Origin of the sequence: Gallaecimonas pentaromativorans (genome assembly GCF_003751625.1) — a bacterium.
In the GTDB taxonomy this organism is placed as follows: domain Bacteria; phylum Pseudomonadota; class Gammaproteobacteria; order Enterobacterales; family Gallaecimonadaceae; genus Gallaecimonas; species Gallaecimonas pentaromativorans.
Genome location: NZ_RJUL01000003.1, coordinates 36,407 through 62,066, shown reverse-complemented (window position 1 = coordinate 62,066; position 25,660 = coordinate 36,407). Strand labels below are relative to the sequence as shown.

22 protein-coding genes are annotated in these 25,660 nt (G+C 60.1%); 10 read left to right on the top strand and 12 right to left on the bottom strand.

Translation table 11 applies throughout. From position 1 onward, the window contains the following. From udp to tilS, 10 genes are read left to right on the top strand one after another with little or no spacing between them, the layout of a single operon-like run. A complete protein-coding gene (udp, locus tag EDC28_RS05835) occupies positions 1 to 765 on the top strand; it encodes a uridine phosphorylase (protein WP_123420974.1) in 765 nt (254 codons plus the stop codon). Positions 766 to 775: 10 nt separating this feature from the next. After that, positions 776 to 1,285: an OmpH/Skp family outer membrane protein gene (locus EDC28_RS05830; protein ID WP_123420973.1), complete on the top strand. Its 510-nt coding sequence runs from the start codon at positions 776 to 778 to the stop codon at positions 1,283 to 1,285. Positions 1,286 to 1,288: 3 nt separating this feature from the next. Further along, positions 1,289 to 2,326 (top strand): UDP-3-O-(3-hydroxymyristoyl)glucosamine N-acyltransferase, encoded by a 1,038-nt coding sequence (gene lpxD / locus EDC28_RS05825; RefSeq protein ID WP_050657430.1) that lies wholly within the window; start codon positions 1,289 to 1,291, stop codon positions 2,324 to 2,326. 22 nt (positions 2,327 to 2,348) lie between these two features. Continuing rightward, on the top strand, positions 2,349 to 2,801 hold the full coding sequence (gene fabZ / locus EDC28_RS05820; protein WP_050657431.1) for a 3-hydroxyacyl-ACP dehydratase FabZ: 453 nt from the start codon (positions 2,349 to 2,351) through the stop codon (positions 2,799 to 2,801). A gap of 2 nt (positions 2,802 to 2,803) precedes the next feature. Beyond that, positions 2,804 to 3,574, top strand: coding sequence for an acyl-ACP--UDP-N-acetylglucosamine O-acyltransferase (lpxA, locus tag EDC28_RS05815; RefSeq protein WP_123421231.1), 771 nt, complete (start codon positions 2,804 to 2,806; stop codon positions 3,572 to 3,574). A gap of 4 nt (positions 3,575 to 3,578) precedes the next feature. Beyond that, positions 3,579 to 4,709, top strand: coding sequence for a lipid-A-disaccharide synthase (lpxB, locus tag EDC28_RS05810; protein WP_336391510.1), 1,131 nt, complete (start codon positions 3,579 to 3,581; stop codon positions 4,707 to 4,709). Next, positions 4,703 to 5,272 (top strand): ribonuclease HII, encoded by a 570-nt coding sequence (gene rnhB, locus EDC28_RS05805; protein WP_050657433.1) that lies wholly within the window; start codon positions 4,703 to 4,705, stop codon positions 5,270 to 5,272. The genes lpxB and rnhB overlap by 7 nt, the downstream gene beginning before the upstream one ends. Next, complete coding sequence (dnaE, locus tag EDC28_RS05800) at positions 5,269 to 8,775, top strand: DNA polymerase III subunit alpha (RefSeq protein WP_123420970.1); 3,507 nt, start codon at positions 5,269 to 5,271, stop codon at positions 8,773 to 8,775. Before rnhB ends, dnaE begins: the two co-directional genes overlap by 4 nt. 29 nt (positions 8,776 to 8,804) lie before the next feature. Continuing rightward, entirely contained in the window at positions 8,805 to 9,761 is a 957-nt protein-coding gene (gene accA / locus EDC28_RS05795) for an acetyl-CoA carboxylase carboxyl transferase subunit alpha (RefSeq protein ID WP_050657435.1), read from the top strand. Then, positions 9,761 to 11,038, top strand: a complete 1,278-nt coding sequence (gene tilS, locus EDC28_RS05790) for a tRNA lysidine(34) synthetase TilS (protein WP_123420969.1) — start codon at positions 9,761 to 9,763, stop codon at positions 11,036 to 11,038. The genes accA and tilS overlap by 1 nt, the downstream gene beginning before the upstream one ends. Here the strand turns inward: tilS and EDC28_RS05785 are convergent. From EDC28_RS05785 to EDC28_RS05730, 12 genes are all read right to left on the bottom strand, one after another. Next, positions 10,996 to 11,835, bottom strand: coding sequence for a GGDEF domain-containing protein (locus EDC28_RS05785; protein ID WP_170164041.1), 840 nt, complete (start codon positions 11,833 to 11,835; stop codon positions 10,996 to 10,998). The genes tilS and EDC28_RS05785 overlap by 43 nt on opposite strands. A 41-nt stretch (positions 11,836 to 11,876) precedes the next feature. Next, positions 11,877 to 13,013 carry a patatin-like phospholipase family protein gene (locus EDC28_RS05780; RefSeq protein ID WP_123420967.1) on the bottom strand — a complete coding sequence of 379 codons (1,137 nt, stop codon included), beginning with the start codon at positions 13,011 to 13,013 and terminating at the stop codon, positions 11,877 to 11,879. A gap of 112 nt (positions 13,014 to 13,125) precedes the next feature. Next, positions 13,126 to 14,841: a proline--tRNA ligase gene (locus tag EDC28_RS05775; protein ID WP_123420966.1), complete on the bottom strand. Its 1,716-nt coding sequence runs from the start codon at positions 14,839 to 14,841 to the stop codon at positions 13,126 to 13,128. A gap of 62 nt (positions 14,842 to 14,903) precedes the next feature. After that, entirely contained in the window at positions 14,904 to 16,391 is a 1,488-nt protein-coding gene (locus tag EDC28_RS05770) for an ABC transporter substrate-binding protein (RefSeq protein WP_123420965.1), read from the bottom strand. Between the two features lie 38 nt (positions 16,392 to 16,429). Further along, complete coding sequence (gene tsaA / locus EDC28_RS05765) at positions 16,430 to 17,134, bottom strand: tRNA (N6-threonylcarbamoyladenosine(37)-N6)-methyltransferase TrmO (protein WP_123420964.1); 705 nt, start codon at positions 17,132 to 17,134, stop codon at positions 16,430 to 16,432. Next, positions 17,134 to 17,514, bottom strand: a complete 381-nt coding sequence (gene rcsF / locus EDC28_RS05760; protein WP_123420963.1) for an Rcs stress response system protein RcsF — start codon at positions 17,512 to 17,514, stop codon at positions 17,134 to 17,136. The genes tsaA and rcsF overlap by 1 nt, the downstream gene beginning before the upstream one ends. After that, positions 17,515 to 18,744 (bottom strand): amidohydrolase family protein, encoded by a 1,230-nt coding sequence (locus EDC28_RS05755; RefSeq protein WP_123420962.1) that lies wholly within the window; start codon positions 18,742 to 18,744, stop codon positions 17,515 to 17,517. It lies immediately after the preceding gene. Continuing rightward, the gene (locus EDC28_RS05750) at positions 18,744 to 21,692 is read right to left on the bottom strand and encodes an amidohydrolase family protein (protein ID WP_244946548.1); all 2,949 of its coding nucleotides are present in this window, start codon (positions 21,690 to 21,692) and stop codon (positions 18,744 to 18,746) included. The genes EDC28_RS05755 and EDC28_RS05750 overlap by 1 nt, the downstream gene beginning before the upstream one ends. 166 nt (positions 21,693 to 21,858) lie before the next feature. Beyond that, on the bottom strand, positions 21,859 to 22,296 hold the full coding sequence (locus EDC28_RS05745) for a hypothetical protein (protein WP_050657445.1): 438 nt from the start codon (positions 22,294 to 22,296) through the stop codon (positions 21,859 to 21,861). 101 nt (positions 22,297 to 22,397) lie between these two features. Next, a complete protein-coding gene (locus tag EDC28_RS05740; RefSeq protein WP_050657446.1) occupies positions 22,398 to 23,297 on the bottom strand; it encodes a LysR family transcriptional regulator in 900 nt (299 codons plus the stop codon). A gap of 223 nt (positions 23,298 to 23,520) precedes the next feature. Further along, on the bottom strand, positions 23,521 to 24,579 hold the full coding sequence (locus EDC28_RS05735; RefSeq protein ID WP_050657447.1) for a DUF3541 domain-containing protein: 1,059 nt from the start codon (positions 24,577 to 24,579) through the stop codon (positions 23,521 to 23,523). Between the two features lie 3 nt (positions 24,580 to 24,582). Further along, the gene (locus EDC28_RS05730) at positions 24,583 to 25,656 is read right to left on the bottom strand and encodes a DUF3541 domain-containing protein (RefSeq protein WP_123420960.1); all 1,074 of its coding nucleotides are present in this window, start codon (positions 25,654 to 25,656) and stop codon (positions 24,583 to 24,585) included. Positions 25,657 to 25,660: the final 4 nt, after the last annotated feature.

Below are 25,660 nucleotides of genomic sequence, written 5' to 3'. Positions count from 1 at the left end.
ATGGGACAGTTTCATATTGGCGTAACCAAAGCCGACCTTAACGGTGCCACCCTGGCCATAGTGCCAGGGGATCCGGCCCGGGTAGAGCGTATTGCCAAGTACCTCGAGGAGCCCAAGTTCCTCGCCGCTCAGCGTGAGTTTACCCTGTGGGGAGGCAAAATAGCCGGGCAAAGCGTGGTGGTGTGCTCCACCGGGATCGGCGGCCCTTCTACGTCCATTGCCGTGGAAGAGTTGGCGCAGCTGGGGGTTCGCACCTTTCTGCGCATCGGTACCACCGGTGCCATTCAGCCGGAGATTGCGGTAGGGTCCATTATCGTGACCACCGGCTCGGTGCGCCTCGATGGTGCCAGCCAACACTTTGCACCGCTGGAATTTCCGGCGGTGGCCAATTTTGATTGTACCGAGGCGCTGGTGAATGCGGCTCGGTCCTTGGGCGTTAAGCCCGTGGTAGGGGTGACGGCGTCGTCCGACACCTTTTATCCCGGCCAGGAACGGTATGACACCTATTCTGGTCGGGTTGTTCAGCGCTTCCAGGGTTCACTCAAGGAGTGGCAAGCCATGGGCGTGCTGAACTATGAGATGGAGTCGGCCACGCTTCTGACCATGTGCGCCAGCCAGGGATTGAAAGCTGGTTGTGTGGCAGGAGTGGTGGTAAACCGAACCCAGCAAGAGATCCCCGATGAGTCTTTGATGGCCAATACTGAGGCCCAGGCGATTCAGGTGGTGCTGGGTGCTGCCAAGCACTTGCTTGTATCTGAACAATAAGGAGAGAACCTTGAAGAAGTCATTGATTGGTGCCGTTCTGGCCATGGGTCTGACTGCTGCCGTGGCAGCACCGGCTTCTGCCGAGACCCGCATTGCTGTTATCGATATGGCCAAGATTTTCCAGTCTCTGCCCCAGCGTCAGCAGGTTGAAGACAAGCTGAAAAAAGAGTTCAGCGACCGTATCGAAGAAGTGCGCAAGCTTGAAACCCAGATGCAGAGCATTCAGGAGCAAGCCCGTCGTGATGCTTCCATCATGACCGACACCCAAAAAACCGATCTGTCCCGCAAGATGGAACAGCTCGATGCCGATTACAAACTCAAACGTAAAGCACTGGACGAAGACATGCGTGCTCGCCAGGGTGAAGAGCGCAACAAGCTGCTCGCTTCCATCGAAGACGCGGTAACCAAAGTGGCCAAAGGCAAGTACGACGTGGTACTGCAAAGCGGCGCTGTGGCCTACATCTCCAACGATGTGGACATCTCCGACAAAGTTATCGCTCAGGTTTCCAAAGGTAAGTGATCCATGGCATATAGCCTGGCCAAATTGGCCGAGCTGGTAGGCGCCACGGTAGTTGGGGACGGCAACCTGGAAGTATCCCGGGTTGCCACCCTTGAAAGCGCAGGCCAAGGCCAGGTTGCATTCCTGGCCAACAGCAAATACCGCAAGCATCTGGAGCAAACCCAGGCATCGGCGGTGATCCTATCCGAGGCGGACTTGCCCTTTTGCAAGTCCGCCGCTTTGGTTATGAAGAACCCCTATCTTGGCTTTGCCAAGGTGGCGCAGCTGCTCGACTGCACCCCGGCTCCAGCCGAGGGGATTCATCCTAGTGCCGTGATCAGCCCTGGCGCCGTCGTTGAAGACGGGGTCAGCATCGGTGCCAATACCGTTATCGAAGACGGCGCCTTTATCGGTGCCGGCAGCGCCATTGGCCCCAACGGTTTTGTGGGTAAACACAGCCGTATCGGTGCTCGGTGCATTATCTGGTCCAACGTGGCTATTTATCACGGGGTTAGCCTGGGGGATGAGTGCAAGGTCCATGCTGGAGTGGTGATTGGCGCCGACGGTTTCGGCTACGCCAATGACAAAGGCAAGTGGGAGCCCATTCCCCAGACCGGCGGTGTGCGTATCGGCAATCGCGTCGAAATAGGGGCTGGCACCACCATTGACCGGGGCGCCCTGGACGACACCATCATCGAAGACAACGTCATTATCGACAACCAGGTACAGATCGCGCACAACGTAGTGATCGGTACCGGTAGCGCTGTTGCGGGCACAACCGTCTTTGCGGGCTCGGTGACAGTGGGAAAATATTGTATCATTGGCGGCGCCTGTGCCATTGCCGGGCATTTGAGCATTGCCGATGGCACCACCATAACCGGTATGTCTATGGTTACCAAGGCTATTACCGAGCCTGGGGTCTATAGCTCCGGTACGCCCGCCCAACCCAATCGCGAATGGCGTAAAAGTGCAGCAAGGTTCCGCCAATTGGACGACATGCACAGGCGGCTCAAAAGCCTGGAAGAGAAGCTGGCCGCCCTCGGTGGCGATGCTGGCGAATAATATTTAGCGGACGACATCCAACATGACTGAAATGAATACCATGGACATCCTTGAGGTGCTGGACCATTTGCCACACCGTTATCCTTTCCTGCTGGTGGATAAGGTGCTGGACTATACCCTTGGGGAGCGCCTGGTAGCGCAGAAAAACGTCACCATCAACGAGCCGTTCTTCCAGGGGCATTTCCCCCAGAAGCCGGTTATGCCTGGGGTGTTGATCCTCGAAGCCATGGCTCAAGCCACCGGCATCTTGGCCTTTAAAACGGCCAACCAGAAACCCACCGACGGCGTGCTCTACTATTTTGCGGGCATCGACAACGCCCGTTTCAAGCAGCCTGTGGTACCGGGTGATACGCTGATCTTTGAAGTTGAAATCGTCAAACTCAAAGCGGGCATCGGCAAGTTCCACTGCAAGGCCCTGGTTGATGGCAACCTGGTCTGTGAAGCCGACCTGATGTGCGCCAAACGCGAGATCTGATTGTGATCGACCCTCAAGCCTTCGTACATCCCGACGCCAAGCTTGGCAATAACGTCAAAGTCGGCCCCTGGACTTACATCGGTGCGGACGTAGAGATCGGTGACGACACCGAGATCATGTCCCACGTAGTGATCAAGGGTCCCACTGTTATTGGCAAGCGTAACCGCATCTTCCAATTCGCCTCGGTAGGCGAGGAATGCCAGGACAAAAAATACAAGGGTGAGCCCACCCGGCTGGTGATTGGCGATGACAACATCATCCGCGAATCGGTCACCATCCACCGTGGCACAGTCCAAGATCAGGGCCTGACCGCCATCGGCAGCAACTGCCTGCTGATGGCCTATGTGCACGTGGCTCACGACTGCATCATCGGTGACAACGTGATCATGGCCAACTACTCGGCCCTGGCTGGCCACGCCCATGTGGGCGACTGGGCTATCCTTGGCGGCCAAAGTGGTATCCACCAGTTCTGCCGGGTTGGTGCCCACGCCTTTGTGGGGGCCTGCGCCCTGGTGGTACAAGACGTACCGCCTTTTGTCACCTGTGCCGGCATGCGCGCCGAGCCCTTTGGTATCAACTTCGAAGGTCTCAAGCGCCGCGGCTTTTCCAAAGACAGCCTGCAGGCCCTTCGCAAGGCTTACAAGGCGCTTTATCGTCAGAACCTGACGCTGGAGCAAGCCAAGGAAGAGTTGGCCAAGCTGGCGACCGACGAGCCAGCCGTTGCCCAGATGCTCCATTTTATCGACAAGTCCGAACGCGGCATCATTCGCTGAGGTGATCATGTCCAGACCATTACGGGTGGGCATGATCGCAGGCGAGGCCTCCGGCGACCTGCTGGGGGCCGATCTCATGGCCTCCTTGCAGGCCCAACATCCCGACATTCAGTTCTATGGCATCGGCGGCCCGCGTATGCAGGCCCTGGGCTTTAACAGCCTTTTTGACATGGAAGAGCTGTCGGTGATGGGGCTGGTGGAGGTGCTAAAGCACCTGCCGCGCCTGCTGCATATCCGCAAACATATCGTCCGCCATTTTATCGACAACCCGCCCGACGTGTTCATCGGCATCGATGCCCCTGACTTCAACCTGGGCGTTGAAAAGCGCCTCAAGGACAAGGGCATCAAGACGGTGCATTACGTCAGCCCCTCGGTGTGGGCTTGGCGCGAAAAGCGGGTGTTCAAGGTCAAAGCCGCCACCGATCTGGTGCTGGCGTTGCTGCCCTTTGAAAAGGCTTTTTACGACCGTTACCAGCATCCGTGCGTGTTCGTGGGCCACCCCCTTGCCGACCGCATGCCGCTGGAGGTAAACGTACCGGCCGCCTGGGCCGAGCTGGGCCTTGCCGAGCAGCACCCGACTCTCGCCATTTTACCGGGCTCTCGTGGCGGTGAGGTGGCCCGCATGGCGCCACTCTTTAAAGAAGCGGCGCTAAAGCTCAAGGCCGACAACCCGGCGCTGCACTTTTTGGTACCGGCGGCCAACGCCAAACGCCGCGCGCAAATCGAAGCGGCCTTTAGCGATGTGGCCGATGTCACGGTGGTGGACGGCAAGGGTCGCGAGGTGATGGCTGCCAGCGATGCCGTGCTGCTCGCCTCCGGCACCGCCACCCTGGAAGCCATGCTGGCTAAAAAGCCGATGGTGGTGGCTTATCAGGTGCACCCCTTTACCTATTGGCTGGCCAAGAAACTGGTGCGGGTAAAACGCTTTAGCCTGCCCAATCTCCTGGCCGACGCCGACTGGGTGCCGGAGCTTATTCAGGACGACGCCACCCCGGCCGCCATTGCCAGGGCGGTTCAGGGCGCGTTGGGGGCCGAGCAACAGGCCAACCCGGCGCGGTTTCGCGCCCTTCATGAACGTATTCGCCAAAACGCCTCAGAGCAGGCGGCCAAGGCCGTATTGGAGCTGTTATGTTGATTGCCGGTGTCGATGAAGTGGGCCGCGGCCCCTTGGTGGGGGATGTGGTCACCGCCGCGGTGATTTTAGACCCGGCCAACCCCATCGAAGGCCTGACCGATTCCAAGAAACTCAGCGCCAAGCGCCGCGAGGCCCTGGCGGTAGAAATTCGTGAAAAGGCCCTGGCCTGGTGCGTGGCCAGGGCCAGCGCCGCCGAAATCGACAGTATTAACATCTTCCAGGCCACCATGCTGGCCATGAGCCGGGCCGTGGAAGGCCTGAGCCTGGTGCCCAGTGAAGCCCTGATTGACGGCAACAAAGTGCCCAAGCTCGCCATGCCGGCCAGGGCCATCGTCAAAGGTGATGCGCTAGAGCCTGCCATTGGCGCTGCCAGTATTCTTGCCAAAGTGGCCCGCGACGCCGAGATGGTTGAACTGCACCAGCGCTACCCCCACTATGGGTTTGACAAGCACAAGGGCTATCCCACCGCCGAGCACCTGGCAAAGCTCGCCGAGTATGGCCCTATCGACGAACACAGACGCAGTTTCAAACCGGTGCGCCTGGCACTGGGAATAGAGTCATGAGCACACCGAGCTTTATCCATCTTCGGGTTCATTCCGATTTCTCCATGGTCGACGGGGTGGCCAAGGTCGGCCCCATCGTCAAACAGGCCGGCGAAATGGGCTTTCCGGCCTTGGCCATCACCGACCAGGGCAACCTGTGCGGCCTGGTGCGCTTTTACGGCTCGGCCCACGGCTCCGGTATCAAGCCCATTGTCGGGGCTGATTTGTGGCTGCAAAGCGGCCCCATGGAAGATCAGCTCTATCGCCTGACCGTATTGTGCCAAGACAACACCGGTTACCAGAATCTCACCATGCTCATTTCCAAGTCCTACCTGCGCGGCCACGTGCAGGGCCGCCCGGTGGTGGACCGGGAGTGGCTAGCCCATCACAGCGAAGGGCTTATCCTGCTGTCTGGCGCCAAGGAAGGGGATGTGGGCATTGGCCTTTTGAAGGGCAATAACGCGCTGGTGGACGAAGCGGTGGCTTTTTACCAGCAGCATTTTCCCAGCCGTTACTACCTGGAGCTTATCCGCACCGGCCGCAGCGACGAGGAAAACTACCTCCATTACGCCGTGGCGCTGGCTCAGCAGCAAGGCTTGCCGGTGGTGGCGACCAACGAAGTGGTTATCCTCAAAAAGGACGACTTCGACGCCCACGAAACCCGGGTGGCCATTCGCGACGGCTACGTGCTGGCCGACCCCAATCGCCCCAAACGCTACAGCAGCGAGCAGTATTTGAAATCCGCCGAGGAAATGGCAGAGCTGTTCTCTGATATTCCCTCGGCCCTTGAAAATACCGTGGAGATCGCCAAGCGCTGTAACGTCACCATCCGCCTGGGCGAATACTTCCTGCCCAACTTCCCAACGGGCGATCTGAGCATCGAGGACTTCCTGGTCAAGGTGTCCGAGAAGGGTCTTGAGGAGCGCCTCCAATTCCTGTTCCCTGATGAAAAAGTGCGGGCCGAGCGGCGCGGCGAGTACGACGAGCGCCTGAAAATCGAACTGGGCGTAATCAACCAGATGGGTTTTCCCGGCTACTTCCTTATCGTCATGGAGTTTATCCAGTGGTCCAAGGATAACGACATCCCGGTCGGCCCAGGCCGGGGCTCTGGTGCTGGCTCCCTGGTGGCTTACGCCCTTAAAATTACCGACCTGGACCCCCTGGAATTTGACCTGCTGTTCGAGCGATTTTTGAACCCCGAACGGGTCTCCATGCCCGACTTTGACGTCGACTTTTGCATGGACAAACGGGACCAGGTGATTGACCACGTGGCCGAGCTATACGGCCGCGACGCGGTGTCGCAAATAATCACCTTCGGTACCATGGCCGCTAAAGCGGTGGTGCGGGACGTGGGCCGGGTCATGGGCCATCCGTACGGCTTTGTTGACCGGATCTCCAAGCTCATTCCCGGCGACCCGGGCATGACCCTCAAAAAGGCCTTCGAGGAAGAGCCGCGCCTGCAAGAGGTGTACGACGCCGACGAAGAAGTGCGCGCCGTTATCGACATGGCCCGTAAGCTCGAAGGGGTGACCCGTAACGCCGGTAAGCACGCCGGGGGCGTGGTTATCGCGCCCACCACCATCACCGATTTTGCGCCCATTTATTGCGACGATCAGGGCCACCACCCGGTTACCCAGTTCGACAAGAACGACGTGGAATACGCCGGGCTGGTTAAATTCGACTTCCTTGGCCTAAGAACCCTCACCATCATCGACTGGGCGCTGGAGATGATTAACCCGCGCCTGCAAAAAGCAGGCAAGGCGCCGGTGGATATCGCCGCCATCCCCCTCGATGACAAATACAGCTTTAAAAAGCTACTGAACGCCGAAACCACGGCGGTTTTCCAGCTTGAATCGCGGGGTATGAAGGAGCTGATAAAGCGCCTCAAGCCCGACTGCTTCGAGGACATGATAGCCCTAGTGGCCCTGTTTAGGCCGGGCCCGCTGCAATCGGGCATGGTGGATAACTTTATCGACCGTAAGCACGGCCGCGAGGAAATTTCCTACCCCGACGCCCAGTACCAGCACGAGAGCCTCAAGCCCATTCTCGAGCCCACCTACGGCATTATCCTCTACCAAGAGCAGGTCATGCAGATAGCCCAGGTGCTGGCCGGTTATAGCCTCGGCGGCGCTGACCTTCTGCGCCGGGCCATGGGTAAGAAAAAGCCCGAAGAAATGGCTAAGCAGCGGGCCACCTTCGAAGACGGCGCCAAAGCCAATGGCATTGACGGCGAACTGGCAATAAAGATCTTCGACTTGGTAGAGAAGTTCGCCGGTTACGGCTTTAACAAGTCGCACTCTGCCGCCTACGCTTTGGTGTCTTACCAAACCTTGTGGCTCAAGGCCCACTTCCCGGCCGAGTTCATGGCGGCGGTGATGTCTGCCGATATGGACAACACCGACAAGATAGTGACCCTGGTGGACGAAGTGCGCCGTCTGGGGCTGGTGATGCAGCCGCCGGACGTTAACGTTGGCCAGTACAAGTTCACCGTTAACGAGCAAGGCGAGGTGATTTACGGCATCGGTGCCATCAAGGGCGTCGGTGAAGGCCCTATCGAGGCCATCTTGGAGGCCCGCAGCGAAGGCGGCCCCTTTAGCGACCTTTTTGATTTTTGTAACCGGGTCGACATCAAGCGGGTGAACCGCCGGGTGCTGGAAAAACTGGTGCAGTCTGGCGCCATGGATAGCCTCGGCCCCATCAAGGGCAGCCTCAAAGGGCGCCTTGGCGAGCAGCGGGCGCGGCTGTTTGCCACCTTGCCAGAAGCCATCAAGGCGGCCGACCAGCACGCCAAAGCGCAAAGCATCGGCCAGGGCGACTTATTTGGCCTGGTCAACGAGTCCCCTGACGATAACCAGCAAAGCTTTGCCCAGGCAGCAACCTGGCCTGACGAGCAGTGGCTGATGGGGGAGCGCGAGACCCTCGGGCTTTACCTTTCCGGCCACCCCATCGACCGTTACCTGCCGGAGCTCAAGCACCTGGCCCGTTGCCGGCTGTGCGATGTGCAGCCCACCCCAAAAGGCGGCAGCGTGGTGCTGTCAGGTCTGGTTCTGGCGGTACGGCCCATGATCAACAAGCGAAACGGCAAGCGCTGGGGTATTGTTACCCTCGATGATGGCTCGGCACGCCTCGATGTCATGCTATATGCTGACACTTACGAGCAATATCAGGATCTTTTGGCACCGGATTTGGTGTTGGTGGTTGAAGGACAGGTCAGCTTTGATGACTTTTCCGGGGGCTATAGAATGACGGCACGTAATGTGATGACCATCACTCAAGCCCGCGAACGCCATGCCCGGGGCCTGAAATTGCAGGTAGGGGGCCAGGTTAAGCCGGAGCAGCTGCTCAATGTGCTGGAACCGTTCAGCCAGGGCACCTGTCCTGTTACTCTGAGCCTTGCCAACCAGCAGGCCCAGGGGGAAATGAAACTGGGTGTTCGCTGGCGGGTCATGCCGGAAGATGCCTTGCTGCATCAATTGGGGACCCTTTTGGGTAAAGAAGCGGTCACGCTTCAGTATGACGCTTAAGGCGAAGCCTTCAGGATAACGGACAAAACATGAGCCTTAACTTTTTACAATTCGAACAACCTATCGCTGAACTGCTGGCACAAATCGAAGAGCTAAAAGCAGTGGGCGATAGCAATGGCGTAGATCTCAACCTCAGCGAGGAGATCGGCCGTCTTAACGACAAATGCGATGAGCTGACCAAAAAGCTGTTTAGCGATCTGACTCCCTGGCAAGTGGCGCAATTGGCTCGCCACCCCCAGCGCCCCTACAGCTACGACTACATCAAGCACATCTTCACCGAATATGACGAGTTGGCCGGCGACCGCGCCTTTGCCGACGACAAAGCCATAGTCGGTGGTATTGCCCGCCTTGAAGGCGAGCCGGTGATGGTGATTGGTCATCAGAAGGGCCGCGACGTGCGTGAGCGCACCAAGCGTAACTTCGGCATGCCGCGCCCCGAGGGCTACCGCAAAGCGCTGCGCCTGATGGAGATGGCCGAGCGCTTCAAGATGCCCATCCTCACCTTTATCGACACCCCCGGCGCCTACCCAGGTGTGGGCGCCGAAGAGCGTGGCCAGTCCGAAGCCATTGCCCGCAACCTCAAGGTGATGGCCACCCTCAAGGTGCCGGTGATTTGTACTGTTATCGGTGAAGGTGGCTCCGGCGGCGCCCTGGCCATCGGTGTGGGCGACAGGGTCAACATGCTGCAATACTCCACCTATTCGGTGATCTCCCCCGAAGGCTGCGCCTCCATTTTGTGGAAAAGCGCCGACAAGGCCAGCGTGGCGGCCGAAGCCATGGGCATCACCGCCGAGCGCCTCAAAGAGCTCAAGCTGATTGATACCGTGGTCGAAGAGCCCTTGGGCGGCGCCCACCGTAATCCCAAACTGATGGCTGAGCGCCTCAAGGCGCGCCTGCTGGCCGACCTGAACGGCCTGCGTGACCTCGACGGCGACACCCTGCTGGACAAGCGTTACGAGCGCCTGATGGGGTACGGCTACGTCTGATGCAGACCGTGCTCGACGCCCTTGACCAACAACTGGGCCCCCGCCTTGGCGGGGGCTCTGTCGTTTTGGCGCTCTCAGGTGGCCTGGACTCGGTGGTGCTGCTCCGCGCCCTGGCGCCCTGGTGCCAAGCGCGAGACGCCAGGCTAAAAGCGGTGCACGTTCATCACGGCATCTCCGCCAATGCCGATAGCTGGGCTGAACACTGCCAGGGGCTTTGCGCCGCCCTAGGCGTGCCTTTGGCGATAGAGCACCTCGCCCTTAACAAAGGGCCGCGCCAAAGCCTGGAGGCCATCGCTCGTGACGCCCGTTACCGGGTGCTGGCCGATGCCATGGCGCCGGGTGATTGCCTGGTGACCGCCCATCATTTGGATGACCAAGCCGAGACTTTTCTGCTCGCTGCCCGGCGCGGCGCTGGCCTGGATGGCCTTTGCGCCATGCCGTTTGCCCGGCCCTTTGGCCCCGGCACCCTTATCCGGCCATTGCTGGCCCTGAGCCGAAAAACCTTGGAAGCGGCAGCTAAGGGCTTGGCTTGGGTGGAAGACGAGTCCAATCAAGACACCGCCTTTGACCGCAACTTCCTGCGCCAATCCCTGCTGCCAGCGGCAGAGGTAAGGCTTGGCGGCTTTAGCGCCGGCCTTGCCCGCAGTGCTGAGTTGTTGCAACAGGAGCTGCCGGCCAGAGACTGGCTGCTAACGCAGGAGCTGGCGCGGCGGGTGGGGCTTGATGGCAGCCTGGACCTTGGCGGCGCCCCTGTTGAGGCAGCGGCGCTGTTGCTGCGGGCTTGGGCCGCGCGTGTTGACGAAGGCGTGGCGCTGGGGCACAAGGTGGTTGCCGAGATGCTGCGCCAACAACACGCCGCAGACGATGCCACGGTGCGGGTGGGGGATTTTGGCCGTTTTAAGGGCCGCTGGTTTTATTTGCCGCCAACCCTTGGCGCCGATAAAGCAGCCTTACTCACCGCTATTGCCTGGCAACCCGGGGGCGGTTTGCTGCAAAAAGGGCACTGGCGTTTTGACTTGCCGGGCGCAACCCGTTTTCAGCCCCACGACAGAGACCAGGGCCGGACCCTTAAAAAGCTCTGGCAAGAATGGGGCGTGCCGCCCTGGCTGCGCCGCCACTGGCCACTGTTAGTGGGTGAGGGCGGTGAGCTACTGGCGGTAGCGGGCATGGCGGTGGCCAAAGGCCACTTTCAGCCCCAGGGGCAATTCCCGGCTTGGGATGCCCCTGGCGCCTTTCAGCCTTTTCTCAGGCAGCCGCGGCCGGCGCCTTTGGCCTGATAAAGCGCCAAGTCGGCCCGCGCTTGCAATGAGCGGGGGTGTTCTCCTGGTTGCCACTGGGCCAAGCCCATGCTGACACCAATTTTATGGCTGGCCAGGAACTCGTTGTCTTTGAGGCTTGCCAACAGCCGCTGGGCCAGCTTTTCGCCGCCGTCCTGGTCGGTGTCGGCCAGCAGCAGGGCAAATTCGTCTCCCCCTAAGCGAAAGCACAAATCCTCAATGCGGGCCTGGCTGGTCATCAGCTGGGCCACCCGGTAGAGAACGGCATCTCCCCGTTGATGGCCGTAGGCATCGTTAACCGGCTTGAAGTTGTCCAAGTCCAGCAGCAGCAGGCAAAAGGGGCGCTGATGGCGGTCGGCCCTGGCCACCAGACGGGTTTCTTCCTCGGCAAAGGCGGTGCGGTTGCCAAGGCCGGTCAGTTGGTCGGTGCGGGCCTGGCTCAGGGCCTTACCATGCATCAGGGCGTTGCCAAGGGCCGGTACCAAGGCGTCGTGCCAGTGCCCCAACAGTTGCTCCTGCCACAGGCTCAGAGGCCCTTTGAGGCTGTAGTGCACGCCGTCCACTGCTGGACAGTCGGTGGTGAGATAGCGCTCGGTATTGCCGCTTCGCCAGCGCAGCTGCACCGAGTCATTGACCCGAATGGCGGCAAGGGGGAGGCAATGTTTTGCCAGGGCGGCAAAACGCATCAGCACCTGCTGGGGGTCCAGGGTCTGGTACAGGCCTATCACATCTTCTGCCCGTGGCGTGATGGCCAGGGGCAGGGTCTTGGAATTGGCGGTATAGGGATGTAACTGCATGGGCATGCCCTCGGTAATACCTGGGCAAATCTGAGCAAGATCTAGGCCAAAATGCCAAGGTGACTGACGATGGCCGCTTTCTGGCGCTCGGCGTCTTGTTCTCCAAGGGCGATAAGTTCCTGACAATAAAGGCTTTCAAAGAGTAGATAGGAGAGCAGCGATGCGTCTTCTTCGTCGGTAACCCCTAGCCGTGCCAGCAGCCAGCGAATAGCCCTTGGCAAACTGCGGTAGTGGTGAGCCGCTATGACGTCAATATCCTGACTGGGCTGCACCACCAGGGTATCGATGGCGCGAAGGGGCAACTGGTGGCGCTTTCTTGGCGGGATCATCTCCAGGGTCTGGTTGACTCGCCAGGCCCGCTCCAGATCGGCATTGAGGGCATCGGTAAAAATGCTCTCCAGCAGGTAGCCGGCTATGGTACCGGCGGTGGGGGTGTGAGTCTGGGTCGAGCGGATATTGTGCAGCTGCTGGTGCTGGGTGCCGATCACCAGAATGCGGCTGGCCCCCAGATGAATGGCCGGGCTCAGGGGGCTTAGCTGATGGATAGTGCCATCGCAGAAATACTGGTTTTTGATGCGCACCGGCGGGAATAAAAAGGGCAGGGCGGTGCTGGCCATCAGGTGGCTCTCGTTAAGGTGTACCCGTTGTCCTAGGCGCCTGGCCCGTTGCCACGGCTGGCAGGTGTCGGCACCGGTAAAAAAGGTCACCGAGCTGCGTTCGGTATAGGAAGAGGCGGTGATGCCTATGGCCCGCAATCTACCGGCGGTGATTTGCCCTGCCAGACGATGAAAGGGGACACGGCTGGCCAGCAGTTTTTGTAATGGCCTGGGGTCGAGCAGGCAAGGCTGAAGCTGACGGGCGTAGTCGGCCTGGAAGAATCGCACCATGCGCCGGACAATATGGCCGGCCAGGTGCCAGGGATCGGCATGAAAAACCTGGCCGGTATGAAACTGGCCCCAAACCCGCTCAAGATGCCGCACTCCCCGGCACAGGCAATGGGCCCAGGCACCCAAGGCCGTGGCGTTGACGGCGCCGGCCGAGGTGCCGCAGAGAATATGAAAAGGCAGGCCTTGTTTGGGACCTTGCCAGCGACCGATGGCTTTGAGCACGCCTACTTGATAGGCGGCCCTGGCGCCGCCGCCGGTGAGGATAAGGGCTGTAGTGGCAGGGCTGTGCATGGCGCGTCCCGTATGCTTTTATTCTGCCAATCAGCTTAGTTTACAATGCCTTATCTTGCCTCCTTGGCAACAAAAAGCCCCGCAGTTGCGGGGCTTTTTTAATCGCTTCGCCTTACTGGCCAAGGTGGCCTTTAAGGGTGGCCAGCACATCGCTGATGGCCAGCTCCACCTTCTCGCCGTCGCGGCGGTTTTTGTATTCCACCAAGTCGTTGTCGAGGCCGCGCTCGCCGATGATGATGCTGTGGGGAATACCAATCAGCTCCATGTCGGCAAACATCACGCCGGGGCGCTCTTTACGGTCATCGAACAGCACTTCGATACCGGCGCCGGTCAGTTCGGCGTAGAGCCTCTCGGCGGCGTCCTGCACCCGGTGCGACTTGTGCATGTTCATGGGGATGATCACCACCTGGAAGGGGGCGATGGCGTCCGGCCAGATGATGCCTTTGTCGTCATGGTTCTGCTCGATGGCAGCGGCCACCACCCGGGAGACACCGATGCCGTAGCAGCCCATTTCCATGACGGTGGCCTTGCCCTGCTCGGACAATACCGTGGCCTTCATGGCTTCGGAGTACTTGGTACCCAACTGGAAGATGTGGCCCACTTCGATACCGCGCTTGAGCTCGATGGTGCCTTTGCCGCAGGGGCTGGGGTCACCAGCCACCACGTTGCGGATATCGGCAACGGCGGTAAATTGCGCGTCGCGGTCCCAGTTGATGTGGGTGTGGTGCTTGCCATCGACGTTGGCGCCGGCGGCAAAATCGCTCATCACCGCTACGCTGCGGTCAACAATCACCGGCAATTTCAGGCCAACCGGGCCCAGGGAGCCGGGGCCGGCACCGATGGCGGCGCGAATGTCGGCTTCGTCGGCAAAGGCGAAGGGGCTGGCCACCTGGGGCAGCTTCTCGGCTTTGATGTCGTTCAGCTCATGGTCGCCACGGACCAGCAGCGCCACCAGCGGGGCTTCTTCGCTGGCGCCTTTGACGATAAGGGTTTTGACCGTTTTCTCAATGGCAATACCGAACTGGCTCACCAGCTCATCGATGGTCTTGGCATTGGGGGTGTCCAGCTCGGCCAGCTCGCCAGTAGGGGCGGCGCGCTCGGTGCTGGGGGCCAGGGCTTCGGCCATTTCCACGTTGGCGGCAAAGTCGGAGCCGTTGGAGATGGCAATTACATCTTCGCCGCTCTCGGCCAGCACCTGGAACTCATGGGAGGCGCTGCCGCCAATGGAGCCGGTGTCGGCCACCACGGGGCGAAAATCCAGGCCCAGGCGGGTGAAGATGTTGCAGTAGGCCCGGTGCATGCGCTGGTAGGTGTCTTCCAGGCTGGCCTTGTCCAGATGGAAGGAGTAGGCGTCCTTCATCAGGAACTCGCGGCCACGCATCACCCCGAAACGGGGGCGCACTTCGTCGCGGAACTTGGTCTGAATCTGAAAGAGGTTCAGGGGCAACTGCTTGTAGCTGCTCACCTCACCGCGCACCAGGGCGGTGATCACTTCTTCGTGGGTCGGGCCCAGCACAAATTCGCGGTTGCCACGGTCCTTGATGCGGCAAAGCTCAGGGCCGTAGTCTTCCCAGCGGCCGGATTCTTGCCACAGCTCGGCAGGTTGCACCACCGGCATGGACACTTCAATGGCCCCGGCCTTTTCCATTTCGTCGCGCACCACCGCTTCCACCTTTCTCAGGGTGCGAAGACCGGTGGGCAGCCAGGTGTAGAGACCGGCGGCGATTTTACGCACCATGCCGGCACGCATCATCAACTGGTGGCTTTTAACCTCAGCGTCGGCTGGGGTTTCCTTGAGAGTGGACAGCAGGTATTGGCTGGTACGCATTTCCAAACAAGGCCGTGGTGAAGTGTTAAAAGGAGACGTAGTGTAGCAGCACCCGGGGCCCCCTAGAAGCCCCGGTGGCCCTGGCGTTTTTCTTCGAGGCGGGCCAGCAGTTTGTCGACGTTCTGGCGGTCGGTTACCGCCAGTACCGCCCAGGACAACACCAGACCCAGCGGCGGCCCTAATTGCAGGCAAAGGGCCTCGGCAAAGCTCTCGCCATGGGGGTGGTTGCGGCGCGGCAGATAAAGTAGCAGCCGGGCGCCGTCGCCCTTGGCCAGGATATCGTCCGGCAGGCACTCTTTTTTTAAGCGCTGGCCCAAGGCCTTTAACTGTTTATCGCCGCCGGCAAAGCCGGCATCGAGGTTGATGGCCCGCAGGTTATCGACGTGGATCATCACCAACCAGGCATCTAAATCACCCTTTTGCACCATCCGGCACAGCCGGCCACGGGTGGGCAGGCCGGTGGCGGCGTCGTGGTCCAGGCGATGCTCCAATTTGGCCAGCCGCGCCATGTTGCGATACAGCCGCTTCTGGGCAAGGCGCCAGCGCCACAGCAAATACAGCGGTGGCGGCAACAGCAGCAGCATCAGCAGCCAGGGCCAATAGCCGGTGCGGGTTTGCGGGCCTGGGTGGTAGAGAAAATCGCTGATGTTATCGACTTTGGGAATTTGACCGCTCTCGGCGAGGATGTCGGCAATGTGCTGCCAGCGCCTGGGGTTCATGTGCCCGATGCTCACCAGATCCGGCATGATCAACTGGCGGGCGGTATCCAGTTCAAAGCGCATGTGGCCCTGGGATTTGTCGGTCTGGTAGTGGTTACTGATAATAGCCAGGGCTTCCTGGGGGTGGTCCAGGGCATAGTCCCATCCTTTGAGGGACGCGGCCCGGAATTTGGCCACCTCTTGCGGGTGTTCTTTGAGGAAGGGGGTGGAGGTAAAGAGGATGTCGGAGTAAAAATCCATGCCCATGGCGCGCGGGTCGAGGATCACATAAGGCAGCCCCAGTTTATCCAGCTGATAAGGCTCGTTGGTGAGGTAGGCGTTAAAGGCGTCTACCTTGCCGGCGATAAAATCCTGGATATTGGTGGAGGTGTCTTGGCGGATGAGCTGGCTGGGTTTGATACCGGCCTTGTTCAGCATGGCGAGGATCTCCGGGTCCAGGCCGCCGGGGAAGAACATCACCTTGTGGCCCACCAAGTCTTTTACGCTCTTGATGCCGCTGTCGGTGCGGGCCACCAGCACCGAAGGGGAGTGCTGGTAGATGGCGGCCAGGGCCACAAAGGGATAACCCTCGGCCCAAAAGCTCAGCACCTCCATGTTGCCCACTCCGAACTGGGCGCGGCCTTCAAACACCTCGTTGACCGGGAAGCGGTTGGCGTTGCCCCCGCGAATGGTCACATCCAGGCCCGCGTCCTTGTAATAGCCCTTGTACAGCGCCACGTAGTAACCGGCGAACTGGGGCTGGTGGTGCCAGCGCAGCTGCAACACCAACGGGTCGGCAAAAAGCGGGCGGCTTAACAGCAGCAGGGTGAAGGCAAGGGCCAAACGCAGCATGACGGGTCCTGTGTCATCAAAACTAAAGCCACTATGGTTCAAGCACTTGGCTTAGTAAAGCGGGTTATCTCTTCCACTTCCACCCCTTGGGGGTGAACGCGAAAACGCACGTTAAGGCCGGCAAGGGTCACCCCGTACTGGCGCTCATCGACCTGCTGCTTTTTGTAGGCAGGCCTTGGGTCTTGCGCCAATACCTCGCTGATAAAGCCCTCCAGCTCGCCTTTGCCCAAGGCGTTCAGCGCCGCCTGCGCCTCGGGCAGCCACGCCACATTGAGCGCCGCTGGCGGCTCTGGGGCATAACCGCCACGGGCCTCGGGTAGGGCATCGGCGTAGGGCAGGTAGGGCTTGATGTCGAGGATGGGTGTGCCGTCCACCAAATCAACCCCGCCCAGGGTCAAAACGCCGCTGGCGGCGTCTACTGCCAGTAGTTCCACCACCGAGAGCCCCATGGGGTTGGGCCTGAAGGTAGAGCGGCTGGCAAAGACCCCGGTTTTGGCGTTGCCGCCAAGGCGCGGCGGGCGCACCAGCGGCTGCCAGTCGCGGCCTAGGTGTTCGTGAAAAACAAAGCTCAACCACAGGTGCGAAAAGGCCTCGATGCCGCGCAAGGCATCGCCCCGGTAAGGAGGGGCCAGCACCAGTCTCGCCCTTGCCGACTTCACCAGCCCCGGCTGGCGGGGTACGGCAAACTTCTCGGCGTAGGGGCTTTCGATATGGCCGATGGCGGTAAATGAAAAGGCGCCCATCAGGGCGCCTCCATTTCAATGGCCTGGGCCTGGCAAATCACCTGGGTCAGGCAGCCTGGGGCTGCCTCCTTACCGCTTAGGCTCAGGCACTGGCGGATGACGATGGCGTTGGCCCCCATCTTGGCCGCCTGGGTGCGGGCATCGGTACGGGCGTCGCTGGCTTGGGCCGGCGGCAGGTTGGCCTCCTCCTGGCACGACTCGCCACTGACCAGCCCCAAAATCTTGTAACGTTGGCCTGCCAGGGCGTCGCTGCCCACCACCTCGACCTTACCTGGCGTGAAGTAGTCGCTGATGCGCTCCTTATCGAGATTGGTAATGACCTGGTAATCACCGGCGCAGCCGGTCAGTAGCAGGGCCATCAGCAGCAGGCCTTTGTTCATTTACTGTCCTTTTTGAAGATACTTGCGGTACAGGCGTTTCTGGCGATTATCCAGATCCACGGCGGCGCCGTCGATATAAAGTGCCTTCACGCTGACCCCGGCATAATCAAAAAGCGGGTGGTCGGTCACCATCAAGGTGGCGCTGCGCCCAACGGTGAGGTCGCCATATTGCTTGGCTATGCCCAGCAGCTCGGCCGGCACCAGGGTCACAGAAGCCAGGCCTTTTTTCGGGTCAAGGCCCCAGGCCTGGGCCTGGCCAACGGCGAAAGGCAGGTCCCGCGACGACCAAGAGCTTGGCAGGGCGATGGCCACCTTGACCCCGGCCTTGTCGAGGATGCCAGCCAAGGCATAGGCCTCGTCATAGGGGGCGTCGTCGCTGGAGGGCAGGCCTTGTGGGTTGGTGACCGCCACCGCCACGCCGCGGCGGGCAAGCTCGTTGGCGTAGCGCTCGGCGCCGCGGCCGCCCACCAGGGTCCATTTGAGGCCGAAACGGTCACCAAAGCGCAGCACTTGATGGATGGCGGCGCTACCGTCGGCGTGGATAAAGAGCGGAATGCGCTTTTCCATCACCCCGGTCATGGCTTCAAGGCTGGCGTCGATGGTCTGATCTTCGCTGTCGATACGGCGCTGGCGATAGGCCTCGGCATTGGCAAAGAAGGTTTCCAACTTCTCGCGGGCCGCTTCGTCGCCCACTTCTGGCCAATAAAGGTGCATGGCGGTGTCGGCGCGAACCAGCATGTCACGGCGGTTCCAGCCATCCATGCGCATGACCGCGGAGCGCCCGGCAACCAGGCCACCTTGCGGCGCCACTTCCACCAGGGCAATGCCGTTGGAGCGCACAGTAGGAATAAGCTCGGAGTCGGCATTAAAGGCGGTCTCGGCGGCCACTTCCGGGGTGAAGCTGCCTACTTCTTCCACGTCGTTGGTGGAGCGTACCGCTTCAATTTCCTGAATACCCAGAAGGGTGGAAAGACCGATAAGGCCGGCATAAAGGTGCTTGCCGGTGCCGTCCACTACCTCGGTGCCGGCCGGGGCCTCAAGGTTTTGGCCTATGGCTTTGATAACGCCTTTTTCAAACAGCAGATCAGTATTGGGCTGGTCGCCCCCGGCAACGCTGTGCAGGGTGGCGCCCTTAATCAAAATGGCTTGGCTCTGGGCTTTACCGGGGACCATGTCATGGGCCAGCACCGGCAACGCCAACAGCATCAGGGCGGCAAAAAGTGCGCGCATCACATTTCCTCCAGGTGGTTGTCCATGTCTTCGCAGTGCCAATGCACCACCGCCGGGCGGTAGCCTTCGCGGTTCTCGGCCGGCTTTTCACCGGAGGCGAGAATTTTGTCGATAAGGGCGGCCTTCTCGGCTTTGATGGCCTGGCGTTCCACCAGATCCTGCTTGCGGTCAAAGTAGCGTTTGCCGTCTACCCAGGTGATTTGTACCCGGGCGCGGGCGCTGAGCGGGTCTGCGTCCCACAGCACCAGATCGGCGGCTTTGCCTTCCTTGATAGAGCCGGTGTACTGGTCGACTTTCAGCTGCTTGGCCGGGTTGATGGTGGCCATCTTCCAGGCATCTTCCGGGCTCATGCCGCAATAGGCCATGGACTTGGCCGCTTCCAGGTTCAGGCGGCGAATGAGATCTTCGGAGTCGGAGTTGATGGAGGTCACCAGGCCTTTTTTGTTCATCAAGCAGGCGTTCTGGGCGATGGCGTCATACACCTCGAACTTGTAAGCCCACCAGTCGGCAAAGGTGGAGGCGGTGGCGCCGTGGGCCTTCATCTCGTCGGCCACCTTGTAGCCCTCGAGGATGTGGGTGAAGGTCTGGATATGAAAATCAAAGTCGTCCGCCACTTCCATCAGCGCCAAGATCTCGGAAGCCACGTAGGAGTGGGCATGCACGAAGCGCTCCTTGTTCATGATCTCCACCAGGGCGTCCAGGCGATAGTCGCGGCGCGGCGGCAGCACTTCGCTTTTCTGGCGGCGAGACAGCAAGTCGTAACGGGTGCGCTGTTCTTGGTATTCCCGGGCGGTTTGGAAGGCGTCTTCCATCAGGCTTTTCACGCCCATGCGGGTTTGCGGGTAGCGGATGGTGAAATCATCCCCCCAGTTGGACTGCTTGACGTTCTCACCCAGGGCGAACTTGATGGTGCCGGGGGCTTCTTTGAACTTCATGTCGTTGGCGGTTTCGCCCCAGCGCAGTTTGACTATCTGGGCCTGGCCGCCAATGGCGTTGGCCGAGCCGTGCAGCAGCTGGGCGGTGGTGGTGCCGCCAGCCAGAGCCCGGTAGATGCTCACATCATTGGGATTGACCACATCACCGACACGCACTTCCGAGGTCACCGATTCGCTGGCCTCGTTCACCCCGCCGCTGATGGCGATGTGGCTGTGCTCGTCGATGATGCCGGCGGTCAGATGCATGCCGGTGGCATCAATCACCTGGGCGCCACGGGCTGACAAGTCTTTGCCGACCTTCTCAATCACGCCGTCTTCGATGAGTACGTCGGTGTTTTGCAAAATACCGGCGTCTTCGGAGGTCCACACCGTGGCGTTTTTAATAAGCAGTTTTTCTGCCTTGGGATGGGCGGCAAGGCCATAGGCCTGGTTGGGGAAGGTAACCCGGCTGACCAGAGCGTCGTCGCTGTTGGCGGCTTTGTCATCCTTGGCTTCGGGAGCGATGGCGCGTGCGCCAAGGCTTTGCCAACGGTCGCCGTTAAATGCACTGAGGCTTGGCGCCTGGCTAGTGCCGGTCAGCGTCCAGTAATGGCTGCCGCTATCGTCGGCCCAGCGCAGTTGCAGGTGCTCGTCTTCGTAGTTGCTGGACAGGCCCTTTACCTCGGCGTCGCCGTCTTTGAGGCTGACACTGCCGTCGTCGTTGACGCTGAGCTGGTACTGGCTACCCACTTGGTATTGGCCCCAAAGGGCAGCAAGGCCCAGGGGGATTTGGCTGTGGGCTTGGCCTTGGGTCCAGGTGGAGAGCACCTTGCCCTTTTCAAAGAGGTTGCCGGAGGCAATCACGAAGTCGGCCATCATGCCGGGCTTGAGCTGGCCTGCCAGCTGCTCGACGCCACTGATTTTGGCCGGCACCGTGGTCAGGGCCGCCAGGGCCTTGTCTTCACTGAGCCCGGCCTTGATGGCTTTTTTCACCTCTGGCCAGATGGAGCCGTCCACCCCGTGGCGGCTAAAGGCTACGGCCAGGCCGCGCTTGCTAAGCTCGGCGGCGCTGCTGGGAGCGCGCTCCCAATGGCGAAGGTCGGCCAGCTGCGCCCGCTCTACATCGGCCTCGGAGGTGAGTTTCGGCGGTTTGGGGAAATTAAGGGGCAGCACCACGGTTTTGGCGGCCTTGGCTACCTCGTCGGCGCGGTCGTACTCAAAATTGGAGCCCAGATACACCGGGTTTAGGCCAAATTCCTTAAAGAGGCTGGCCGCTTCCAGAAGCTCATCTTCGTGGCGGGTGGCCATCAGAATGCCGCGGTCCTTAAGGGCCGCCAGGGCGGTTAAGTCGCTGTTGGCTTCCAACTGGTTGCGGGCGCCGTCGTGGGTTTGGGCTTCTTTGTACCAGGCCGCATCGGAAAGGGTCTGGCGCACCAAGGCGATAGCTCCCATCAGCGAGGTGGGGTAGACCTGGGGCGAGCTGCCCTTGTCAAAGGCCATGAACTGGCGGCCAGTATCTTTGTAAATCAGCTGGTTGCTAGGTAGGTCTGCCAGAGAAAGGGAGACACTGTAACCGCGAAAGATGCCGTCCAGGCGGGCGCTTTCCACACTGGTGAAACCGTCGTTGAGGTAGGCTTTGGCTTTTTCACTGTCAGCCTTTACCTGCTCGCGCCAGACATCAGAGCCGTGCACGGCGGCGTTATGGGCCTGGGCGCCTTGGCGGGGCCAGTCGTAATGGGGCTTGTCGTCACCCTCGGGATAGGCTTTTTCCGGCAGGCCGTAATTGGAGTAAGGGTCCACGAAACCGGGGTAGATCCAGGCACCCTTGGTGTCGATGACCATGGCGCCGCTCGGCACCTTGCCGCCTACGCTGAGGACTCGGCCGTCGCGAATCACCAGGGTAGCGTCGGTGAGCGTCTCACCGGGGCTGGTTATCAGGGTGGCGTGGGTCAGGGCCAGGGTCTGGCCGGATTTGGGATACAGGCCGTGCGGATCTGCCGTCTGGGTCTGGCTTGCGAAAGACAGAAAAGGCATGAGCGCACTGGCGAGAAGGGACAGTTGGACTGCCTTATTCCTTGCCGTCATGAGAGATTTTCCCTGTTGGTTTTATTAGCAGTATCTCAACACAGGGCTTACAGGGGTGCAACGGCTCAGAGGCCAACCGCCGGTAATTTGGGGACAAGGGAAAAGCCGCGATTTATCAGGAAGAAAAAGTCTGAAGGTGGCGACGTAAAAACTGCTCCAACTGGCTCAGCTCGTCTTCGTTGGGCTGTCCGTAAAAGGCTTGGAAGCGAAGCTGCTTGCCGTCCAGGCATTGCACTTCCAGCTCTGCGGTCTCAGGGCCAGTAACGGGGCGTACATCGCGGATCTGCGCCAATGGCACTGTTTCCAAGCGGCGGCTACGGGTAGGGCGAATACGCAACTGGCCTTGTTGGACAATCAGAAACTCTTCGGCGGGATTGTTCAGTACCCAGTACACCAGGGTGGCGGAAAGTGCCGCGCCCAGCAGCGGTAACCAGTCGGGCAGGCCCAGCAGCGGCAACAGCAACGACACCAGCGTAATACCAATGGCAATCGCCAGGGTACCGACACTGAGCGGCTTGGCGCGATGTAGGCTGTGGCGATGGGAACGGTTCATTTGGACATCTTTGCTTCCATGCATGGGCGTTAGTGTGTCTTAGCCTCCGTCTGTAGACAAGTAATAAATCTGTTAAAAAGCGTTTGTTTCACAAGCGTTTATTAATTGTCCACTGGCAAACCATGCAGGTCCTTGATGGTGTCCACCAGCAGCCGGGTGCCGGGGCCAATTTGGTCTGGGTCCGGCACCACCAGATTCATCACCGCCGTGCGCCGGCCGCCATCCTTGATGGACAGCAGTTTCAAACTGCCTTCGGCCAACTTTCCTTCCACCCAGTGCTGGGGGATCCACATAAAGCCCATACCGCCTTCCAGTACCTGCAAGGCGTCATAGAAGTGGCTGAAGGTCCAGCGGTTTTCGGCTTTAAGCCAGCCGGACACTTCTTTGGGGCGGTGGGCGGTGTCGCGAATAACCAGTTGCAGCTCTTGAGCCAGTTCGTCGGCGTTGATGGCGCCTTCGCGGCTGGCCAGAGGGTGGCTATGGTGTACCACCGGTATCAGGTCAATACTCATCAGCGCCAGGCCGATAAAGCCGCGGGGGATGATGCTGGTGATGGCCACATCCACCAGACCTTCGAGGATAAGCTCTTCGGAGCCGGTGATAACAGAGTTAAAGACTTGCAGGCGCGAGCCACGGCTTTGTGGGCCAAAACGCTCCAGCAGTTCAATTTGCAGGGCGTAAGGATAGACCGACTCCACCGACAGCCGAATTTCCGGCTCCCAGCCGCTTTCAATGTTCTTGGCCAGGCCTTCGAGGGTTTCCACCGTGTCGGTCAGGGCCCGTGAGCGGCGTAGCAGTACCTCGCCGGTGGGGGTCAAGAAGGCTTTGCGGCCTTTGACTTCCAAAAGCGGCACGCCCAACTGGTCTTGGAGCTTGGCCACGGCGTGGTTCAGGGACGACTGACTCTTGTTAAGGGCCGCGGCAGCCTGGGCGTAACCACCATGGTCCACCACGGCTTGCAGCATCCGCCATTGTTCGAGGGTGGTCTTAGGCCTGTACATGGCAATGTCTCTTATCGGTATAGGGGCAGCTTGCCGAAAAGGGGCCGGGGAAAAAACCCCCTTTGCCGGTAATTTTTTCAGGAAAACGTTTTCTTTTTGTTTTTCCCTATGGCATATTCGCCTCAATGGTGGTTTGAAGGACCGCCATTCCTCAAAAGCATGTTTGTTTATCAATCATCCTGTGAAGCCAAAACCCCGTAGGGATTTCCTACGGGGTATTTTTTTATTTGGCCTCTAAACCAAAAGGCAGTTTGGCCGCCTGGCCCAGGTTTGGGCCGTCAAATCGCTTGGCAGGCCAGGCCAGCAAAGCGATGGCCAGCACATTGCGGTGCTCGCCGCTAGACAGGGCAACTTTGCCTGAAACCGAGGGAATAAGGCCGGCTTTGATGTTAATGGCCTGTTTCAGGCGGTCTTTGATGCTGCGCACCAGTGGCTGGTCGCCTTGGCCGGTCAGCTCCAGACACAAGGCCACCTCGGCCATGACGTCTTCTGAGGTGCGCTCGAGGATCTGTTGGCCGTGGCTCAGGAAGTAATCGGTTATCCAGCGATAATCGGCTGCTTTGAGGTCATGTTGGTAGTAGCCGGAGGCGGCCAGCACGATGTGGGTCATGCCGTACACCTTGTTTTTAAACTGTTTTTTACTGAGCTTGCCGTCTTTGGCATCGGGGTAGGTGTGGCGCATCGCCTGGTCAAAATCCTGGCGAAGGTCCGCTACCCCCAGCTGCTCCATCCAGTACACGTAATTGGCTGCCTGGGCGGCGTAGGCTTTGATGAATTCTGGGTCCAGCATCACCTTTTTTAGGTCCGGGTGCGCTTTTAAGTAGCTTATCAGCTCGCCTTGGCGCTCATGTTTCAGCCCCAGATCGTCCAGTTTGGCCAGCAGGTAGGTCAGGTACATGGCAAAGCGCAGATCCCCCGAGCCTGCCAAGACTTCCTTGCGGCGCTGGCCACGGGGGCCATCGGAGATATTACCGATAAGCCGGCTCGACTCGGCCTTGCGCGCCTTGGGGTCGCCCAGCATTGCTACGTAGTGGTTCAGGCGGCTGGCGGTTTCATAGGCGTCAGAGACGATATCGGGCAGGTAGCGTTTGTCGCCGCTAAGCCGGTACAGGCGCAGGGAATAGTGCTGGCGCGCGCCGCTGCCAAGCTCGATGTAGCGGCTCTCAAAGGTGTGGCGCAGCAAGCGGGTGGCATCGCTGTCACTCAACAGCGGCGCCGTTGCCGCATGGGCAGGCTGGGCCAGGGCCAGCAGCAGGGGAAGGGTAAAAAGTGCCGCTTTCATCCGTTACTCCTTGTTGTGCTTGGGGGTGACCGACATCGGCAGGTCTTCACGCAGGGCCTTGAATTTGCCCAGCAGCGGCCCCTTGTGCAGTTTGTCCGGCCAGTTGAGCAGCATCCAGGCCAGCACGTTGCGATGCTCGCCAAGGGCCAAGTCCGGGTTGCCTTTTTCCGAGAGGATCACCTGATGGCGGCTGTCCACGGCCTTGATGATGGCGACCTTAGCCTGGGCCAGCACCGGGCTGTCTTTCTTACCCAGCAGTTCATAGACGATGCCCACCTCGGCTATCACGTCCGGCTTGGCCCTTTGGATGATCTGCTGGCTGTGGCTGTCCATGTAGTCGGTTATCCAGGCGTAGGCCTTGGGGTCGAGGTGGTGCTGATAATACTCGGAGGCGGCAAAGACGATATGGGTCATGCCGTAAATTTTATTGTCAAACTGCTGGTCCGAGAGCTGTTTGTCCTGGCTGTCCGGGTAGGTGGCACGAAAGGCGGCCACAAAGTCTTGCCGAAGGTCGACGATCCCCAACTGATAGAGCCACCAGACATGGTTGGCAAGCTGCGCGGCGTAGGCGCGGATCATGCGCGGGTCGGTCACCGCCGGCTTGAAATCGTAGCTTTTGAGCCGTTGTCGAAAGGCAGTGTCGTTGGGGTGCACAAACCCCAGCTCGTCCAGGCGGCTCATATAACGCAGCAGCTCATCGGCGTAAAAAAGGTAAGAGGCACGGCCTTTAATGGCGGCTTCCCGTAGCCTGCCGCGCTCGGTATTAGGCAGGTCTTTGACCAAGCGCTGGCTGTAGTGCTCGATAAAGCCCGGCTGGCTCAGGCCATGGGAGATGGCTTCGAGGCGGTCGGACACCACGTAAAGGTCGTAAAGGGCGCTATTGAGGTATTGCTTGTCGCCTGTCAGGCGCCACAGGCGAATGCCGTAGTGGCCCTGCACCCTTGGCGGCAGTTGGTAGAGGTGATGCTCAAGCTGCTGCTGAATGCCCTGGCTGACATCAGCGGCCTTGGGGGTGTCTGCCAGCGCAGGCAGGGCCAGGGCCAGCAACAGGGCCAGAGCGGTGTGCTTAGCGGTCATGTCT

Coding starts and splice junctions, on each gene's coding strand:
- udp (WP_123420974.1), top strand. CDS start 1: ATGGGACAGTTTCATATTGGCGTAACCAAAGCCGACCTTAACGGTGCC.
- lpxD (WP_050657430.1), top strand. CDS start 1,289: ATGGCATATAGCCTGGCCAAATTGGCCGAGCTGGTAGGCGCCACGGTA.
- fabZ (WP_050657431.1), top strand. CDS start 2,349: ATGACTGAAATGAATACCATGGACATCCTTGAGGTGCTGGACCATTTG.
- rnhB (WP_050657433.1), top strand. CDS start 4,703: ATGTTGATTGCCGGTGTCGATGAAGTGGGCCGCGGCCCCTTGGTGGGG.
- dnaE (WP_123420970.1), top strand. CDS start 5,269: ATGAGCACACCGAGCTTTATCCATCTTCGGGTTCATTCCGATTTCTCC.
- accA (WP_050657435.1), top strand. CDS start 8,805: ATGAGCCTTAACTTTTTACAATTCGAACAACCTATCGCTGAACTGCTG.
- tilS (WP_123420969.1), top strand. CDS start 9,761: ATGCAGACCGTGCTCGACGCCCTTGACCAACAACTGGGCCCCCGCCTT.
- EDC28_RS05785 (WP_170164041.1), bottom strand. CDS start 11,835: ATGCAGTTACATCCCTATACCGCCAATTCCAAGACCCTGCCCCTGGCC.
- EDC28_RS05780 (WP_123420967.1), bottom strand. CDS start 13,013: ATGCACAGCCCTGCCACTACAGCCCTTATCCTCACCGGCGGCGGCGCC.
- EDC28_RS05775 (WP_123420966.1), bottom strand. CDS start 14,841: ATGCGTACCAGCCAATACCTGCTGTCCACTCTCAAGGAAACCCCAGCC.
- EDC28_RS05770 (WP_123420965.1), bottom strand. CDS start 16,391: ATGCTGCGTTTGGCCCTTGCCTTCACCCTGCTGCTGTTAAGCCGCCCG.
- tsaA (WP_123420964.1), bottom strand. CDS start 17,134: ATGGGCGCCTTTTCATTTACCGCCATCGGCCATATCGAAAGCCCCTAC.
- rcsF (WP_123420963.1), bottom strand. CDS start 17,514: ATGAACAAAGGCCTGCTGCTGATGGCCCTGCTACTGACCGGCTGCGCC.
- EDC28_RS05755 (WP_123420962.1), bottom strand. CDS start 18,744: ATGCGCGCACTTTTTGCCGCCCTGATGCTGTTGGCGTTGCCGGTGCTG.
- EDC28_RS05750 (WP_244946548.1), bottom strand. CDS start 21,692: ATGCCTTTTCTGTCTTTCGCAAGCCAGACCCAGACGGCAGATCCGCAC.
- EDC28_RS05745 (WP_050657445.1), bottom strand. CDS start 22,296: ATGAACCGTTCCCATCGCCACAGCCTACATCGCGCCAAGCCGCTCAGT.
- EDC28_RS05740 (WP_050657446.1), bottom strand. CDS start 23,297: ATGTACAGGCCTAAGACCACCCTCGAACAATGGCGGATGCTGCAAGCC.
- EDC28_RS05735 (WP_050657447.1), bottom strand. CDS start 24,579: ATGAAAGCGGCACTTTTTACCCTTCCCCTGCTGCTGGCCCTGGCCCAG.
- EDC28_RS05730 (WP_123420960.1), bottom strand. CDS start 25,656: ATGACCGCTAAGCACACCGCTCTGGCCCTGTTGCTGGCCCTGGCCCTG.